At 74.3% G+C, this 16,230-nt stretch carries 17 protein-coding genes; 8 read left to right on the forward strand and 9 right to left on the reverse strand.

What is annotated here, in order from left to right:
- Positions 1-100: 100 nt before the first annotated feature.
- Positions 101-1,249 carry an Mrp/NBP35 family ATP-binding protein gene (locus FXF50_RS07905; protein WP_148426555.1) on the forward strand — a complete coding sequence of 383 codons (1,149 nt, stop codon included), beginning with the start codon at positions 101-103 and terminating at the stop codon, positions 1,247-1,249.
- Between the two features lie 68 nt (positions 1,250-1,317).
- On the opposite strand, the gene FXF50_RS07910 is transcribed toward FXF50_RS07905, so the two are convergent.
- Positions 1,318-1,740: a preprotein translocase subunit TatB gene (locus tag FXF50_RS07910; RefSeq protein ID WP_107076009.1), complete on the reverse strand. Its 423-nt coding sequence runs from the start codon at positions 1,738-1,740 to the stop codon at positions 1,318-1,320.
- 71 nt (positions 1,741-1,811) lie between these two features.
- A complete protein-coding gene (locus FXF50_RS07915; protein WP_187399581.1) occupies positions 1,812-3,122 on the reverse strand; it encodes a S1C family serine protease in 1,311 nt (436 codons plus the stop codon).
- 165 nt (positions 3,123-3,287) lie between these two features.
- Between FXF50_RS07915 and FXF50_RS07920 the strand changes: the two genes are divergently transcribed.
- Positions 3,288-3,980 carry an O-methyltransferase gene (locus FXF50_RS07920; protein ID WP_370464085.1) on the forward strand — a complete coding sequence of 231 codons (693 nt, stop codon included), beginning with the start codon at positions 3,288-3,290 and terminating at the stop codon, positions 3,978-3,980.
- A gap of 13 nt (positions 3,981-3,993) precedes the next feature.
- On the opposite strand, the gene FXF50_RS07925 is transcribed toward FXF50_RS07920, so the two are convergent.
- Entirely contained in the window at positions 3,994-5,457 is a 1,464-nt protein-coding gene (locus FXF50_RS07925; RefSeq protein ID WP_148426557.1) for a M17 family metallopeptidase, read from the reverse strand.
- A gap of 145 nt (positions 5,458-5,602) precedes the next feature.
- Positions 5,603-5,770: a DUF3117 domain-containing protein gene (locus FXF50_RS07930; RefSeq protein WP_013283866.1), complete on the reverse strand. Its 168-nt coding sequence runs from the start codon at positions 5,768-5,770 to the stop codon at positions 5,603-5,605.
- 190 nt (positions 5,771-5,960) lie between these two features.
- Here FXF50_RS07930 and FXF50_RS07935 point away from each other — a divergent pair, with 190 nt between their 5' ends.
- Positions 5,961-6,779 (forward strand): PaaX family transcriptional regulator C-terminal domain-containing protein, encoded by an 819-nt coding sequence (locus tag FXF50_RS07935; protein ID WP_148426558.1) that lies wholly within the window; start codon positions 5,961-5,963, stop codon positions 6,777-6,779.
- A gap of 3 nt (positions 6,780-6,782) precedes the next feature.
- Positions 6,783-7,574 (forward strand): enoyl-CoA hydratase/isomerase family protein, encoded by a 792-nt coding sequence (locus tag FXF50_RS07940; protein WP_091314581.1) that lies wholly within the window; start codon positions 6,783-6,785, stop codon positions 7,572-7,574.
- Between the two features lie 11 nt (positions 7,575-7,585).
- Here the strand turns inward: FXF50_RS07940 and FXF50_RS07945 are convergent, their stop codons facing one another.
- From FXF50_RS07945 to FXF50_RS07960, 4 genes are read right to left on the reverse strand one after another with little or no spacing between them, the layout of a single operon-like run.
- Positions 7,586-8,209, reverse strand: a complete 624-nt coding sequence (locus FXF50_RS07945) for a hypothetical protein (protein ID WP_148426559.1) — start codon at positions 8,207-8,209, stop codon at positions 7,586-7,588.
- A gap of 47 nt (positions 8,210-8,256) precedes the next feature.
- The gene (locus FXF50_RS07950; RefSeq protein ID WP_148426560.1) at positions 8,257-8,841 is read right to left on the reverse strand and encodes a DNA-3-methyladenine glycosylase I; all 585 of its coding nucleotides are present in this window, start codon (positions 8,839-8,841) and stop codon (positions 8,257-8,259) included.
- Positions 8,842-8,888: 47 nt separating this feature from the next.
- Positions 8,889-9,386 carry an SRPBCC family protein gene (locus tag FXF50_RS07955; RefSeq protein WP_148426561.1) on the reverse strand — a complete coding sequence of 166 codons (498 nt, stop codon included), beginning with the start codon at positions 9,384-9,386 and terminating at the stop codon, positions 8,889-8,891.
- On the reverse strand, positions 9,383-10,108 hold the full coding sequence (locus FXF50_RS07960) for a DivIVA domain-containing protein (RefSeq protein WP_148426562.1): 726 nt from the start codon (positions 10,106-10,108) through the stop codon (positions 9,383-9,385). Before FXF50_RS07960 ends, FXF50_RS07955 begins: the two co-directional genes overlap by 4 nt.
- Before the next feature lie 117 nt (positions 10,109-10,225).
- Between FXF50_RS07960 and folP the strand changes: the two genes are divergently transcribed.
- Entirely contained in the window at positions 10,226-11,095 is an 870-nt protein-coding gene (folP, locus tag FXF50_RS07965; protein WP_148426563.1) for a dihydropteroate synthase, read from the forward strand.
- A 6-nt stretch (positions 11,096-11,101) separates the two neighbouring features.
- Here the strand turns inward: folP and ndhC are convergent, their stop codons facing one another.
- On the reverse strand, positions 11,102-11,479 hold the full coding sequence (ndhC, locus tag FXF50_RS07970) for an NADH-quinone oxidoreductase subunit A (protein ID WP_148426564.1): 378 nt from the start codon (positions 11,477-11,479) through the stop codon (positions 11,102-11,104).
- A gap of 129 nt (positions 11,480-11,608) precedes the next feature.
- Between ndhC and FXF50_RS07975 the strand changes: the two genes are divergently transcribed.
- The 3 genes from FXF50_RS07975 to FXF50_RS07985 all read left to right on the forward strand — a co-directional run bounded on the left by FXF50_RS07975 (position 11,609) and on the right by FXF50_RS07985 (position 16,203).
- The gene (locus FXF50_RS07975; RefSeq protein WP_148426565.1) at positions 11,609-13,042 is read left to right on the forward strand and encodes a hypothetical protein; all 1,434 of its coding nucleotides are present in this window, start codon (positions 11,609-11,611) and stop codon (positions 13,040-13,042) included.
- Between the two features lie 286 nt (positions 13,043-13,328).
- Entirely contained in the window at positions 13,329-15,176 is a 1,848-nt protein-coding gene (locus FXF50_RS07980) for a 2-oxoacid:acceptor oxidoreductase subunit alpha (RefSeq protein ID WP_148426566.1), read from the forward strand.
- Entirely contained in the window at positions 15,169-16,203 is a 1,035-nt protein-coding gene (locus FXF50_RS07985; RefSeq protein ID WP_148426567.1) for a 2-oxoacid:ferredoxin oxidoreductase subunit beta, read from the forward strand. Before FXF50_RS07980 ends, FXF50_RS07985 begins: the two co-directional genes overlap by 8 nt.
- Positions 16,204-16,230 lie beyond the last annotated feature (27 nt).

Raw genomic sequence — 16,230 nt, forward strand, 5'->3', positions numbered from 1 at the left:
TCGCGGCACGCCCCGTCCACCCCTCGCGCGGCCATCGATTCGCTCACACCGGCCCCCGCCAGCGGCGGACGCCGATGACCACCGACGTAGCATTGCGGGCATGTCAGCACCCGTCAGCACCGTCTCCGACGCGATCCAGGCCGCCCTGGCCACCGTCAACGACCCGGAGATCCGTCGGCCGATCACCGAGCTCGGCATGGTCCGTTCCGCCCTGATCGGCGACGACGGCGTGGTCCGGGTGGAGCTGCTGCTCACCGTGGCCGGCTGCCCGCTGAAGGACAAGCTGCGCACCGACATCACCGCCGCCGTCGCGGCGGTGCCCGGCGTGACCCGCGTCGAGATCGAGTTCGGCGTGATGAGCCCGGAGCAGCGCCAGGAACTCCAGTCGAAGCTGCGCGGCGGCGGGGCCACCGCCGAGCCGGTCATCCCGTTCGCCCAGCCCGGCTCCCGCACCCGCGTCTACGCGGTCGCCAGCGGCAAGGGCGGCGTCGGCAAGTCCAGCGTCACGGTCAACCTGGCCGCCGCGCTGGCCGCCCGCGGCCTCTCGGTCGGCGTCGTGGACGCCGACATCTACGGCCACTCGGTGCCCCGGATGCTCGGCGCCGACGGCGCGCCCACCCGGGTCGAGGACATGATCATGCCGCCGCAGTCGCACGGCGTGAAAGTGATCTCGATCGGCATGTTCACCCCGGGCAACGCGGCCGTCGTGTGGCGCGGTCCGATGCTGCACCGGGCGCTGCAGCAGTTCCTCGCCGACGTCTACTGGGGCGACCTGGACGTCCTCCTGCTCGACCTGCCCCCGGGCACCGGCGACATCGCGATCTCGGTGGCGCAGCTGCTGCCGAACGCGGAGATCCTGGTCGTCACCACCCCGCAGGCGGCCGCCGCCGAGGTGGCCGAGCGGGCCGGCGCCATCGCGCTCCAGACCCACCAGCGGGTGGTCGGCGTGATCGAGAACATGTCCTGGCTGGAGCTGCCGGACGGCTCCCGGATGGAGGTCTTCGGGGCCGGCGGCGGCGAGGCCGTCGCCGAGTCGCTGACCCGGACCATCGGCGCGCAGGTGCCCGTGCTCGGGCAGATCCCCATGGACACCCGGGTCCGCGAGGGCGGCGACGCCGGCACCCCGATCGTGCTGGCCCAGCCGGACGCCCCGGCCGCCCGGGCGCTGGTCCAGGTCGCCGACCGGCTCGCGGTGCGCCGCGAGTCCCTGCTCGGCAAGCCCCTGGGTCTCAAGCCCGCCGGTCGCTGACCGTCCGCACAGCCTTCCGACCGACCCTCTTCGGCCCACGGCCGAGGGGGGTCGGTCGCGTTACGGGGTCAGGTGGCGTCGTCGTAGGAGGGGCGGGGGGCCGGCGCCGGGGCGCCGCCGGTGGCGGTGGCCGGGCGGGTGCCGTTGGTCCGCAGATCGGCCGCCTTCGCCACGTCCTTCAGCTCCTCGTGCACGCCGGTGACGTCCGAGCGCAGGTTGTCGTACATGCTCTGCAGCGGCTTCCGGAGGGCCTGCTCGTCCTCCTCGCTGAGCAGGTGCTTCCGGATGAACGCCTTGGGGTGCAGGTCCTCCAGCTGGATGTCCGTGCCCAGCTCGCGGCTCAGGTCGCCGGTGGCGTTCCGCGCCATGTTGCGCAGGTTGCGGACCATCCGGAGGCCGTCGTTGATCACCGTGGGCAGCCGGTCACCGAAGATCAACAGTGCCAGGAGCAGCAGCGCGCCGATCTCCCACCAGTTCAGGTTCTCGAACACTCCGGCCTCCTCAGGGCGTGTCAGGGCAAGACTACGCACGTCAGGTGGCCGGCCGGGAGGGGGTGCGGGCCCTACTTGGCGTCTGCGGCGAGCGTCACCGAGGCGTTCTGCCGATTCGACCCGCGCCGGTACTCCACCGTCACCACCGAACCCGGGGCGTACTTGCGGACCAGCGCCACCAGATCGGTCGGATCGTTCATGGGGTGCCCGTCCAGCCGGAGCACCACGTCCCCGGTGCGCAGCCCGGCGGCCGCGGCCGGCCCGGCCGGCTCGACGCCGTTGAGGCGTACGCCGCCGCCGCTCACGCCGGTGCCGCCCACCTGGGCGCCGATCACCGTACGCCGGGCCTTGCCGGTGCCGATGATGTCCTCGGTGACGCGCTTCGCCTGGTTGATCGGGATGGCGAAGGCGAGCCCGATGTTGCCGGCCTCCTGCCCGTCCGCGACCAGCGACTTGATCGTCGAGTTCACCCCGACCACCCGGCCGGCCCCGTCGACCAGCGGACCGCCCGAGTTGCCGTGGTTGACGGCCGCGTCGGTCTGGATCGCCGCGTAGTAGCGGGTCGGCCCGCCCGGCTCGCCGGCCATCATGGTGCGGTCGAGAGCGCTGACGATGCCGGCGGTGACCGTGTTGGCCAGGGAGAGCGGCGAGCCGACGGCGAGCACCGGGTCCCCGACGGCGAGCGCGTCGGAGTCGCCGAACTCCACCGGCTTCAGCCCGCTCCGGTTCACCTTGATCACCGCGATGTCCGACTCCGGGTCCTGCCCGACGACGGTGCCCGGTGCGGTGCTGCCGTCGTTGAAGACCACCGTGGCCTTGCCGGGCCCGCCCGCGACCACGTGGTCGTTGGTGACGATGTGCCCGTCGGCGCTCACCACGAAGCCGGAGCCCTCGCTGGTGCCGCCGAGGCTGGCCACGCGGACGGTCACCACGCTGGGCAGCACCTTCTCGGCGACCCCGGCCAGCGACTCGGGCTTGCGCTGGGCGAGCGCCGGAGCCTGACCGGACTGCGCCCCGAGCGTCGGCACGGCCCCGCCACCGCGCAGGAAGGCGTAGGTCAGGGCGCTGCCGAGCGAGCCGGCGAGCAGGGCGGTGATCAGCGAGACCAGCACCACCTGGCGCAGCCCCGGCCGGGTCGGCGCATCCGGGTCGGTCACCGGTTCCGGCTCGCCGCTCCCGGTGACCGGGCCGGCCGGGACCACGACGGCCGCGGGCGCGTACGGGTCGCGCCACGGGTCGGCGAGCGCGTCGGACCACCAGGGCGAGGTCGTGTCGCCCCCGGCGCCCTGCGGGGGCTGCGCGGGCGCCGGCCCACCCGCCGGTGGCGGGCTCCCGCCGGGCTGGCGCCAGTCCCAGCCGTCGGTCACGTCGGTGCCTCCCAGTCCGTCCCCCACGCCCGTGCCGGAGGGCCGGCGGAGCCGACCGTGCCGCACGGGACTCCGTCCAGGATTGCACGGATGCCCCGCGTGGAGTCAGGGGTTGCCGCGCGTGATCGTCTGAGTGCGGACTCGCGGCTGCGCCCGCCGGGGCACGCCTCTAGGCTCTCAGTGCCAACCGACCCCTCGCACCAGTCCGCCCGGAGGTGTCCCATCGCCACGGTCGCCGGCTCCGGCAACTCGACCGCCCAGGCGCTCCAGTTCGCCGAGTCGTACGTCACCGAGGACCTCGTGCTGCGGACGGCCCGCGCCCTCGCCCACGAGGTGGGCGTGGACGCGGTGACGCCGGGCGCCGGGGCCGCGCTGCGCCTGCTCGCCGCCGCCGGGAACGCCCGGGCCGTGGTGGAGATCGGCACCGGCACCGGGGTGAGCGGGGTCTGGCTGCTCCGCGGCATGCGCCCCGACGGGGTGCTCACCACCATCGATGTGGAGGTCGAGCACCAGCGCATCGCCCGGCGGCTGTTCCAGGAGGCGGGTTTCGCGTCGGGGCGTACCCGGATCATCACCGGCCGGGCCCTCGACGTGCTGCCGCGGCTCGCGGACGGCGCCTACGACCTGGTCTTCGTCGACGCCGAGGCGACCGGCTTCGCCGCCTGCGTGGACGCCGCGCTGCGGCTGCTGCGCCCCGGCGGGGTGCTCGCGCTCAACGGCGCCCTGGCCGGCGGCCGGATCGGCGATCCGGCCGCCCGCGACGTGGAGACGGTGACCGTGCGGGAGACCATCAAGGCGATCCGCGAGTCGGAGCACTGGGTGCCGGCGCTGCTGCCCGTCGGGCACGGCCTGCTCGCCGCCGTGAAGGGCTGACCGCCCCGCCCGGTCAGCCGAGCGTGGCCAGCCAGCGCAGCAGCCCGCGGACGCCCCAGCCGGTGGCGCCCTTGACCAGCTCGCCGTGCACGTCGTCCGACCAGGAGGGGGCGGACATGTCCACGTGCACCCAGCGGTCGCGCAGGTCACCCGTGAACTCGCGGAGGAAGAGCGCGGCCACCACCGAGCCGGCGCCCAGGGCCGGAGAGCTGTGCAGGTCGGCGATCTCGCTGCCCAGGTACTCGACGTAGTCGTCGGCCAGCGGCATCCGCCAGGCCCGCTCGCCGGCCGCCGTGATCGCGGCCAGCAGGTCGGCGGCGAGGTCGTCGTTCTCGCTGTAGAGGGCGGCGTGCCGCTTGCCCAGCGCCACGGCGTTCGCACCGGTCAGGGTCGCCAGGTCGACCAGCAGGTCGGGCTTCAGCTCCCGGACGGCGTACGCCATGGCGTCGGCGAGCACCAGCCGGCCCTCCGCGTCGGAGTTGGTGCTCTCGCTGGTCAGGCCGCCGTAGTGGCGGACGATGTCGCCGGGGCGGAACGCCGAGCCGCTGACCATGTTCTCGGCGAGCGGGGCCAGCGTGGTGACCCGCACCGGCAGCCCCAGCGCGGCGGCGCCCAGGGTGGCGGTGACCACCGCGGCGGCGCCGGCCATGTCCTTGCGCATCAGCTTCATGGCCGGCACCGGCTTGATCGAGATGCCGCCGGTGTCGAAGGTGATGCCCTTGCCGACCAGCACCACGTGCGTACGCGCCCCGGCCGGCCGCCAGTCCAGCTCGACCAGGCGGGGGCCGCTCGCCGAGCCGCCGCCGACGGCCAGGATGCCGCCGAAGCCCTCGGCGGCCAGTTCCTCCGGCCCGCGCACCCGCAGGTGCAGGTCGGCACGGCCGGACGCGGCAGAGGCCACCTGGGCGGCGAACCACTCCGGGTTCTTCGTGGACGAGGGGGTGTTGGTCAGGTCCCGGGCCAGCCGGGTCATCTCGGCGGTGGTCCGGGCCGTGTCCAGGGTCGGCGCGAGCGCCTCCGGGTCCCCCACCACGACGTCCACCTCGGCCAGGGCGGGCGTGCCGCCGGCCTCGGTCAGCCGGTAGCGGTAGGAGCCGAGCAGCAGCCCCTCGGCCAGGCCGCGCAGCGCCTCCGCGGCAGCCTCGCCGGGCAGCGCGATCGTGATATGTGTCTCATCCTTGGCGGCCCGCGCCAGCGCCGCGCCGGCGACCCGCCAGTCGTGCTCGTCGCCGGCGCCGACGCCGAGCAGCCAGAGCCTCGCCGGGGTGCCGCCGGGGCGCAGGTGCTCCCGCACCTCGCCGGCGGCGCCGGTGAGCCGGGCGGCCGGCAGCAGCGCCACCGCCTCGGTCCGGACGTCGTCGCCGGGTGGGGCGGCGGTGGGGACCAGCGCGGCCGGGCCGTCCGGCCCTTCGGGACGAATGGGCAGGACGAGGGTGTCGGGCCGCGCGGGCCCGCTCACCAGACGAATGGCCAGCACGCTGGACCGTACCTCCGAAGATTGCTCGAATCGGGACACTTTGCCGCTCACCGGCCGATGAAGGCCCTGAGCCACCGGCTCAGCCGGTGGCTCAGGGTAGGACGAACCGTTCGCACGGCGGACGCCGTGCGAACCGCTCCTCGAATCAGCCGGCGGCCGCCTTCAGCGCGTCACCCAGCGCGGTGGCCTCGTCGGGAGTCATCTCGACGACGAGCCGGCCACCACCCTCCAGCGGGACCCGCATGACGATGCCCCGGCCCTCCTTGGTGACCTCCAGCGGACCGTCGCCCGTCCGCGGCTTCATCGCCGCCATGTTGTCTCCCCTCAGACCTACACCAGGGTCGGTGGGTTGCCCCACAGCCACTTCGTCATGACCACCCGCAACCGTCGCGGGGGCGTCGACCAACGATTTTCCCTGATGAACACCGCCGGACCCAAACCGAAGCAGCATTGATGTAACAGCATCTAGCTTATCTCGGATAGGCCTGTCACAATGTGCGGTCATGCAGGCACGGTCGGCACTCTTCGACCTGTACGGCGACCACCTCCGGGCGAGGGGTGGCCGCGCACCGGTCGCCGCCCTGGTCAAGCTGCTGGCGCCGCTCGGGATCGCGCCACCGGCGGTCCGCACCGCGGTCTCCCGCATGGTCCGCCAGGGCTGGCTCGAACCGCTGCGGCTCGCCTCCGGACCCGGATATTCGATCACACAAAAGGCGGCCCGGAGGCTCGACGAGGCGGGTGCCCGGATCTACCGCACCGGCCGGCACGCCTGGGACGGCCGCTTCGACCTGCTCGTGCTGGAGGCGCCCGCGTCCCGGCGGGAGCGGCAGCGGCTCGCCGCCAACCTGACCTACCTCGGCTACGGCACGCTGGACGACTGCACCTGGGTCGCGACCCGGCCGGGCGAGGAGGTCGACGTGCTGCTCGCCGAGGCCGGGGTGCGCTACGAGCGGTTCACCGCGGCGCACGCCGCCGGCACCCCCGGCGCCATGGGGGTGGTCCGCCGCGCCTGGGACCTGGCCGAGATCGGCCGCGCCTACGAACGGTTCGTCGCCGAGCAGAAGCCGTTGCTCACCGGGGTCACCGTGCGCAGCAGCGACGAGGAGGCGTACGCGGCCCGGTTCCGTCTCGTGCACGCGTGGCGTACCTTCCTGTTCCGGGACCCGCAGCTGCCACCGGCGCTGCTCCCCGAGCGCTGGCCGGGCAGCAGCGCCGCCAGTTTCTTCGACCGGCACGCCGCCCGGCTCCGGCCCGCCGCCGACCGGTACGTGGAGCACTGCCTCGACGCCGGCAACCGCCTAGCCCGACAGAAGGGTCGTTAGAACGTGACCGAGCCGCTGCTCGTCGACCGCACCGACGCCGTCGTCACCGTGACGCTGAACCGCCCGACGGCGATGAACTCGCTCGACGTGGCGCTCAAGGAGGCGCTCCGGGACACCCTCGCCGAGCTGGAGGCCGACCGGTCCTGCCGGGCGGTCGTGCTGGCCGGCGCCGGCGGCTCGTTCAGCGCCGGGCAGGACCTGCGGGAGCACGTGCAGACCCTGGAGTCCGCCGACGCCGACCCCCTGGGGACCGTGCGGGCCCACTACAACCCGATCGCCGCCCGGCTGGCCAACCTGCCCAAGCCGGTCGTGGCCGCGGTCCGCGGCATGGCCGCCGGGGCCGGCGCCTCGCTGGCGTTCCTCGCCGACTTCCGGATCGGCGGCCCGAAGACCCGGTTCCTGATGGCCTTCGCCGGGGTCGGGCTCGCCGCCGACACGGGCGCCTCCTGGACGCTGCCCCGGCTGGTCGGCCACGCCAAGGCCGTCGAGCTGCTGATGCTCGCCGAGCCGGTGGGCGCCGAGGACGCGTGCCGGCTGGGCCTGCTCACCCGGCTGGTGGACGACGACGAGAAGGTGCTCCCGGCCGCGCAGGAGCTGGCCGCCCGGCTCGCCGCCGGCCCGACCGTCGCGTACGGGGCGATCAAGCGGCAGCTCTCCATCGCCGACGCCGGCACCCTGGCCGACGCGCTGGCCGCCGAGGCCCAGGCCCAGGCGATCTGCGGCGCCACCGCCGATCACCGGGCCGCCACCATGGCCTTCGTGAACAAGCAGAAGCCGGTCTTCGAGGGCCGCTGACCCGCCTCGGGTCAGTCGTCCTCTTCGGGATCCTGGTTCGCCTCGGCGCCCAGCACGAACGCCTGCATGGCCAGCTCGTCGCCGGACGGCGAGACGAAGGCGGGCAGCTCGCGCGGGCCCAGCTCCTGCACGTAGGACCAGAAGAGCCGGACCGCCTCGGCGGGTGAGGCCGCCTCGATCGGCAGGTCGAGGCTGACCAGCCAGGAACGGCGGGCCGGCGGCGGGCCGATCCGGTCGGCCAGCTCCCGGAAGCGGGCCGGGTCGAGCCCGGTCACCGGCCCGTCGAGGGCCAGGCCGGGCACCGGCACCGGCTCGTCGAGCACCCGCCGGGTGTACGTCACCACGAGCACCCCCGGACCGGCCTCGGACTGCGGGTCGTCCGGGTCCTCCCGGACCTCGCCGGCGGCCGACGCGACCCGGCCGAGCCCCACCAGCCGCAGCGGCTCGTCGACCAGCACCGCGACCGGGTCACCGGGGCGGGGCCGGACGTCCGTGTCCAGCCCGGTGAGCTCCAGCGTGTCGTGGTGCACCAGCCGCTCGGCCTCGTAGCGCTCGGCGGGCAGCAGCACCGCCCACGCTCCCAGCGCGGTGCCGCCCTCGATCGTCCCGCTCGTCCGCGGCTCGGTGTCGGTCATGTCCCAATCCCATCACGCCGGACCGGGGCCGGTCCCGCCGCGTCCGGTCACGCCCCGGGACGGTCGCGGACCACGTGGCAGCCGGCGAGGTGGTCGTCGACCATGCCGGTGGCCTGCATGAGCGCGTAGGCCGTGGTGGGGCCGACGAAACGGAAGCCGCTCTTCTTGAGCGCCTTGGCCATCGCCGTGGACTCCGGGGTGAGCGCCGGCACCTCGCCGAACGACCGCGGCCGGGCCGCCCGGGGCGGCGGCGCGTAGGACCAGAGCAGCGCGGAGAGGCCCTCGGGCAGCGCCAGGGCGGCCCGGGCGTTGGCGATGGCCGCCTCGACCTTGGCCCGGTTGCGGACGATCCCGGCGTCGGCCAGCAGCCGGGCCACGTCGGCCTCGCCGTAGCCGGCGACCTTCTCGATCCGGAACTCGTCGAAGGCGAGCCGGAACGCGGGCCGCTTGCGCAGGATGGTCAGCCAGGACAGACCGGACTGGAACGCCTCCAGGGTCAGCCGCTCGTAGAGCGCGTCGTCGCCGCGCAGCGGCCGGCCCCACTCCTCGTCGTGGTAGACGGCGTAGTCCGGGGTGCTCGCCCCCCAGGCGCAGCGGGGCAGGCCGTCGGCACCGGTCACCAGGTCAGTCACGCCGTACACGGTAGGCCAGCCCACCGACAGCGGGCGGCGGCCGGCGGTCAGGGCAGCCGGCCCTGCTCCACCAGCCGGGCGAACTTCTTCAGCGCCTGGGTCAGGCTGAACTTCGAGCCGGGCCAGAGCACCGGCCAGGCCACCCGGCCGGCCGCCCCGCCGGGCAGGTGGAACCACTCGTGCCAGACCACCTGGGTCCGGTCCCGCCCCAGCGGGGTGCAGCGCAGCACGCCGGGGCCGCGCAGCAGCCGGCCGCAGTGCACCACCCCGACCTCGTACGGCGCGTCCACCCGGACCACCCGCATCTCGTCGCGGAGCGCGGCGGGGCCGAGCGCGGTGACCGCCTCGACCAGGCTCCCCTCGCCGCCGTCCCCCTCGACCACCCGAACGGTGGTGAGCGGGATCCAGTCGGACTGCCGCTCCCAGGCGGTCAGCGCGGCGAACACCCGCTCGGCCGGCGCTTTGACGATCACCGTCGCGGTGACCTCGGCGGCCCCGGGCTGCGCCGCCTCGGCGAAGCCGGCGCCGCCGTCCGCGCCGATCACGCGGACTCCGAGCGGACCACCGGCCCGCGGTCCCGTTCGGCGTCGTCGTCGCTGCCGGCGTCGCGGGAGCTGCCGGCGGTCGGGTCGGTGTCGCCTGCGGCCTCGACGGTCGCGTCGTGGTCGGCGGGGGGCCGGAGGCCGACCTCGGGCGGGGTCTGGTCGACCGGGGCCGCCACGGGGGCGATCGGGGCCGGCCCACCGGTGGCCGCCGTCGGCGCGGGGGTGGACGGCAGCGTGGCCACGTCCTCGACGGCGGCGGCGGCCGGGGCCTCCGCCACGCCGGGCTCGGCGGTGAGCGACCCGGCGGCCGACGGCTCGACGGCCGCCGGCGGGTCGGTGGGCGCGTCGGCCTCCGAACCGGTCGCCGCGGCCTCCGCACGGGCCCGGCGCAGGGCGTCGGCCTCCTCGACCCGGCCCTCGCGGAGCGCGGCGTTCTCGGCCTCCAGCACGCCGATCAGCTCGGACTTGTAGCCGATGTCGTACGCGGCCCGGCGCAGCGCCGCGTCGACCTGGGCCATCCGGTAGCCGCGCAGCGCGGTGTCGAAGCGCACCTCGGCGACGTCCGACTCGTCGAGCGGGCGGCTGCCCGGCAGGGGCACGGCCCGCCCGTCCGGCTCGGCCGGTGTCAGGCCCGGATCCCGCCCGGAGACCAGCACCGTCACGCCGAACACCACCGCCGCGACGACCAGCGCGACGACCAAGAGGAGCAGAACCTCACCCATGGGGAGATCGTGGCATGCGGGGCGGGATCGGGCGAGCCCTCCGCCGCCTCCGACCGGAATCGCCCGGCGGGATAGCGTCGGGGGCGACCGGGGCGGATCGGCGATGCGGAGGCGGGCATGACCGGGGCGTTGCGGCTCGGCGGGCGGACCTTCTCCCCCGCCGAGCTGGTGGTGATGGCGATCGTCAACCGCACGCCGGACTCGTTCTTCGACCGGGGCGCCACGTTCGCCCAGGACAGCGCGCTGCGCGCGGTCGAGCGCGCGGTGACCGAGGGCGCCGAGATCATCGACATCGGCGGGGTGAAGGCCGGGCCGGGCGACGAGGTCGACGTGACCGAGGAGATCCGCCGCACCGTCGACACCATCGCGGCGGTCCGGGCCGCCTTCCCGGACGTGGTCATCTCGATCGACACCTGGCGCGCCGAGGTGGCGGTGGAGGCCGTGGCGGCCGGCGCCGACCTGCTCAACGACACCTGGTCGGGGGCGGACCCCGCGCTGGCCCGGGTCGCCGCGGCGACCGGCGCCGGGCTGGTCTGCTCGCACGCGGGTGGGCTCACCCCGCGGACCCGGCCGCACCGGGCCGCGTTCGACGACGTGGTGGCCGACGTGGTCGCGACGGTCACCGGCCTCGCCGAGCGGGCGGTCGGCCTCGGCGTACGGCGGGACGGCATCCTGATCGACCCGGCGCACGACTTCGGCAAGAACACCCGGCACTCGTTGGAGATCACCCGGCGGCTGGGCGAGCTGACCGACACCGGCTGGCCGCTGCTGGTCGCCCTGTCGAACAAGGACTTCATCGGCGAGACCCTGGACCTGCCGGTGCCGGACCGGTTGGAGGGCACCCTGGCCGCCACCGCCGTCTCGGCCTGGCTGGGAGCGCGGGTGTTCCGCGCCCACCAGGTCCGCGAGACCCGCCGGGTGCTCGACATGGTGGCCACGATCCGGGGGGACCGGCCGCCGGCCCTCACCCGGCGCGGGCTGGCCTGAGCCGGGTCAGGCCCAGCGGAGGATGTTCCGGCGCCAGGCGTAGAGGATGCCGAGCGCCACCACGGCCACGAAGACGCCCATCTCCACCACCGTGGTCACGCCGAACCCGGGCCGGTCGAAGATCAGCGCCCAGGGGAAGAGGAAGACCGCCTCCACCGCGAAGAGCACGTAGAGGTACGCGTAGACGTAGTAGCGGATCTGCATCTGCGCCCAGTCGCCGCCGACCGGGTCGAGACCGCACTCGTACGTGGCCCGCTTGCCCCAGGGATCGGCCGGACGGCTGGGACGTAACACCCGATTGGCTGAGAACGCCGTAACGAAGAAGAGCACGGCGGCGAGCAGCAGCAGACCGAGCGTGGCGTACGACCCGAGGTAACCGGTCACGGTCGGGAGCCTACCGGGCCGGTCGTCACGACACCGCGAACACGTTACGTATTTGTTTCCTCGCGGGACTAGTGCTCGAAGGCAACTGTTGTCAAATAATGAGACCTCACTGAGCGTCACGGAGGACAGATGGCCCGCCCCCGCGTACGGCCTGCTCGGCGCGCCGCGCTCCGAGGCACCCCCGCGCTGCTCGTACCCGCACTGGTCGCCGGCATCACGGCGGCGGTCGCGGTGGCGCCGACGTGGGCGGCGGCCTCGTCGACCGTGACCGGGGTGGTCCGGGCGGCCGAGCCGGGCGACCCGGGCGGCGAGCCCGGCACCGACCCGACCGAGCCGACGCCGACCGTGGACGCCACGACGACGGAGCCGGTGCCGACCACTCCGCCGCCCACCGAGGAGGCGCCGCCGACCACGCCGCCGGCCCCGACCACCACCGCGCCGGCGCCGGTGCCGACGACCACGGCGCCCGGCGAGCCGGCGCCCACCACCACGTCGCCGACCACCACGGCGCCCGCTCCCCCGCCGGTCGGTCCGCCGCCCGCCGTGCCGCCGCCGGGCCAGCCGGCCGGCAGCCCGCTCGGGGTGCGGGTCACCACCGAGGACGTCGTGCTGACCCCCGCCTACTGGAACGCGGACAGCACGGTGACGACGCTGCGGGTGACGGTGGCCAACACCGGCGGCCGGACGGAGCGGATCCGCCTCGGCTACACCCTGCCGGCCGGCCTGACCGACGCCGGCACGCCCGGCTGCGCGTCCGCCGGCGGGGGCAGCCACCTCTGCGGTGAGTGGACCGCCGACCCGGGCGCCCGGTTCCGTGCCTCGATCCGGGTCCGGGTCGACGGCGACGCCTGGCGGTCCATGCCGCTGAGCGGGTCGGTCCAGGTCACCGCCACCGCCCCGGGTGTGGCCGGCGCGGCCGGCGACGACGAGGGCTTCGCGGTTCTCTTCCCGCCCGGGCCGCCGGTGCCCGGCATCTCGCTCCGCGCCGACGAGGTGCTCTTCGACATCAGCGGCGCGCCGAGCACCCTGGCCGTCCGCCTTGCCAACACCGGCAGGGTCGACGCCGCGGGCCGGGTCGACGTGGTCCTTCCCGAGGGGGTCACGGTGACCGAGCGGCCGGCCGGCTGCACGGTGGCGGCCCCGGACCGGACCCGGTGCGTGCTGGGCACCCTCCCGGCCGGCCGGACCGTCACCCTGAGCCTGCCGGTGGCCGCCTCGGCTGAGGCCCAGCGCCGCGCGCCGCTGGCGGGCGCCGTGATCGCGCGGCTCGACCCGCGCAGCGGCCGGGACCGGCAGGTGCAGATGAGTTTCCGGATCACCGCCGCGGCCGCGCTGGCCACTCCGGCGGTCGGCGCCCCCGCCCCGACCGGCTCGCAGGGCGTGGTGGCCGCCGCCGGTGAGACCAGCGACGACGGCGCCGGCTCGGCGCACCGGACGGCGATCACCCTGATCGGGGTCTCCGGGCTGCTGGTGGTGCTGGCGCTGGCCCTGGCCACCACGTCGCTGCGTCGCCGCATGGGCGCCGCGGCGACCGACGCGGTCGTCCGCCCCGCCGGGGAATGAGTCGCGGAGGAGTCGGGCCGGTTGCGGTGATCTGAATTACGGGCCGCGGTACTAAACGCCGCAAAGCCGGGCATACACCGGCCCGATCAGGTCCCATACGTCGGACCTCCACCAAGGTTGCCCTAACGGACCGACGTAGGCTCTGACGTGAGAAATGGAGCGGGTCGAGCCAGCGACGGCGACCTGCGGCAGCAGCGCGTCTAGGAGGGCACGTGGCCGGGCAAGGCGGGGTCACCATCACGTTCAGCCGCCCGTGCGACGGCGCTCAGCGAAGCGAGGTGCGGGCGTGACCAAGCAGATCCGTCAACTGGACCGGGTGGTCATCCGGTTCGCCGGCGACTCCGGCGACGGCATGCAGCTCACCGGCGACCGGTTCACCTCGGAGACGGCGCAGCTGGGCAACGACATCTCCACGTTGCCCAACTTCCCCGCCGAGATCCGCGCCCCCGCAGGCACCCTGCCGGGCGTGTCGAGCTTCCAGGTGCACTTCGCCGACTACGACATCCTGACCCCCGGCGACGCGCCGAACGTGCTCGTGGCGATGAACCCGGCCGCGCTCAAGGCCAACCTGACCGACCTGCCGCGCGGGGCGGACATCATCGTCAACACCGACGAGTTCACCCGGCGCAACCTGGCCAAGGTGGGCTACGCGACGAGCCCGCTCGAGGACGACTCGCTCGCCGGCTACGTGGTGCACCCGGTCGCGCTGACCTCGATGACGATCGGCGCGCTGGCCGAGCACGAGGTGTCCAAGAAGGACGCCGAGCGGGCCAAGAACATGTTCGCGCTCGGCCTGCTGAGCTGGATGTACTCGCGCCCGTACGAGTCGACGCTGCGCTTCCTGGAGCGCAAGTTCGCCGCCCGCCCCGAGCTGGTCGCGGCGAACGTGGCGGCCTTCCGGGCGGGCTGGAACTTCGGCGAGACCACCGAGGACTTCTCCGTCCGCTACGAGGTCAAGCCGGCGAAGATGCTGCCGGGCACCTACCGGAACATCACCGGCAACGCGGCGCTGTCGCTGGGCCTGGTGGCCGCCGGGGTCCGCTCCGGGCTGCCGGTATTCCTCGGCGCGTACCCGATCACCCCGGCCTCGGACATCCTGCACGAGCTGAGCAAGCACAAGAAGTTCGGCGTGGTCACCATGCAGGCCGAGGACGAGATCGCCGCGGTCGGCGCGGCGCTGGGCGCCTCGTACGGCGGCTCGCTCGGCATCACCACCACCAGCGGCCCGGGCGTGGCGCTCAAGAGCGAGACCATCTCCCTGGCCGTGGCGCTGGAGCTGCCGCTGGTCATCGTCGACGTGCAGCGGGCCGGGCCGTCCACCGGCATGCCCACCAAGACCGAGCAGGCCGACCTCAACATGGCCCTGTACGGCCGGCACGGCGAGGCCCCGGTCGCGGTGATCGCGCCGAAGTCGCCGGCGGACTGCTTCCACGCGGCCCTGGAGGCCGCCCGGATCGCGCTGACCTACCGCACCCCGGTGCTGCTGCTGTCGGACAACTACGTGGCCAACGGCTCCGAGCCGTGGCTGCTGCCGGACGTGGAGAGCCTGCCCGACCTGCGGGTCGAGTTCGCCACCCGGCCCAACGGCGAGGACGGCACGACTTTCCTGCCGTACCTGCGGGACCCGGAGACCCTGGCCCGGCCGTGGGCCATCCCCGGCACCCCGGGGCTGGAGCACCGGATCGGCGGCCTGGAGAAGGCCGACAAGACCGGCGACATCTCGTACGACCCGGCGAACCACGACTTCATGGTGCGCACGCGGGCGGCCCGGATCGAGACCATCCCGGTGCCGGACGTCGAGGTGGAGGACCCGGACGGCGACGCCCGGGTGCTGGTGCTCGGCTGGGGCTCGACGTACGGCCCGATCGGCGCCGCCTGCCGGGGCCTGCGGCAGCGCGGGCTGTCCATCGCCCAGGCGCACCTGCGCCACCTGGCCCCGATGCCGGCCAACCTCGGCGAGGTGCTGCGCTCCTACGACCGGGTGGTCATCCCCGAGATGAACCTCGGCCAGCTCGCCCACGTGATCCGGGCGAAGTACCTGGTCGACGCGATCGGCTACAACCAGGTCCGCGGCCTGCCGTTCACCGCCGCCGAGCTGGAGACGATGCTGGAAGAGGTCCTGAAGAATGTCTGAGCCCGTCGCCCTCAAGCTCACCGCCAAGGACTTCAAGTCCGACCAGGAGGTGCGCTGGTGCCCCGGCTGCGGCGACTACGCCATCCTGGCGGCCGTCCAGGGCTTCATGCCGGAGCTGAACATCCCCCGGGAGAACGTCGTCTTCGTCTCGGGCATCGGCTGCTCGTCCCGCTTCCCGTACTACATGAACACCTACGGGATGCACTCGATCCACGGCCGCGCCCCGGCGATCGCCACCGGCCTGTCGGTGACCCGGCCGGACCTGTCGGTCTGGGTGGTCACCGGTGACGGCGACGCCCTCTCCATCGGCGGCAACCACCTGATCCACGCGCTGCGCCGCAACGTCAACCTCAAGATCCTGCTGTTCAACAACCGGATCTACGGGCTGACCAAGGGGCAGTACTCGCCGACCTCCGAGATCGGCAAGGTCACCAAGTCGACGCCGGTCGGCTCGGCGGACGCCCCGTTCAACCCGCTGTCGCTGGCGCTCGGCGCGGAGGCCACCTTCGTGGCCCGGACCATCGACTCGGACCGCAAGCACCTCCAGTCGGTGCTGCGGGCCGCCGCCGAGCACCAGGGCTCGGCGTTCGTGGAGATCTACCAGAACTGCAACATCTTCAACGACGGCGCGTTCGACACGCTCAAGGAGCCGGCCACCCGGGACGACTTCCTGGTCCGGCTGGAGCACGGGCAGCCGATCACCTTCGGCAAGGACGGCCAGTTCTGCGTCGTCCACCCGCCAGGGGGTTTCGGGCTGGAGGTCCGGGAGACGGCGGCGACCCCGGCGGAGGAGATCGTGGTGCACGACGCCACGGTGGCCGACCCGGCGTACGCCTTCGCGCTCTCCCGGCTGCCCGGGCTGGATCTCCGGAACACCCCGATCGGCGTGTTCCGCTCGGTGACCCGCTCGTCCTACGACCGGGTGGTGCAGGAGCAGGTCGCCGAGGCGAAGGCGGGTGTCGACCAGAGCCCCGAGCAGCAGCTCGCCGGCCTGCTCTCGGCCGGCGACACCTGGACGATCCTCTGACCCGTCCCCGACGACAGCCGAAAGGGC

This window comes from Micromonospora sp. AP08 (assembly GCF_008085935.1).
Lineage (GTDB): Bacteria > Actinomycetota > Actinomycetes > Mycobacteriales > Micromonosporaceae > Micromonospora > Micromonospora chersina.

Bases quoted from the DNA above. Each gene is read 5' to 3' on its own strand.
- FXF50_RS07985 (WP_148426567.1), top strand. From the start codon at position 15,169: ATGTCTGAGCCCGTCGCCCTCAAGCTCACCGCCAAGGACTTCAAGTCC.
- FXF50_RS07945 (WP_148426559.1), bottom strand. From the start codon at position 8,209: ATGACCGACACCGAGCCGCGGACGAGCGGGACGATCGAGGGCGGCACC.
- folP (WP_148426563.1), top strand. From the start codon at position 10,226: ATGACCGGGGCGTTGCGGCTCGGCGGGCGGACCTTCTCCCCCGCCGAG.
- FXF50_RS07935 (WP_148426558.1), top strand. From the start codon at position 5,961: ATGCAGGCACGGTCGGCACTCTTCGACCTGTACGGCGACCACCTCCGG.
- FXF50_RS07930 (WP_013283866.1), bottom strand. From the start codon at position 5,770: ATGGCGGCGATGAAGCCGCGGACGGGCGACGGTCCGCTGGAGGTCACC.
- FXF50_RS07975 (WP_148426565.1), top strand. From the start codon at position 11,609: ATGGCCCGCCCCCGCGTACGGCCTGCTCGGCGCGCCGCGCTCCGAGGC.
- FXF50_RS07905 (WP_148426555.1), top strand. From the start codon at position 101: ATGTCAGCACCCGTCAGCACCGTCTCCGACGCGATCCAGGCCGCCCTG.
- FXF50_RS07960 (WP_148426562.1), bottom strand. From the start codon at position 10,108: ATGGGTGAGGTTCTGCTCCTCTTGGTCGTCGCGCTGGTCGTCGCGGCG.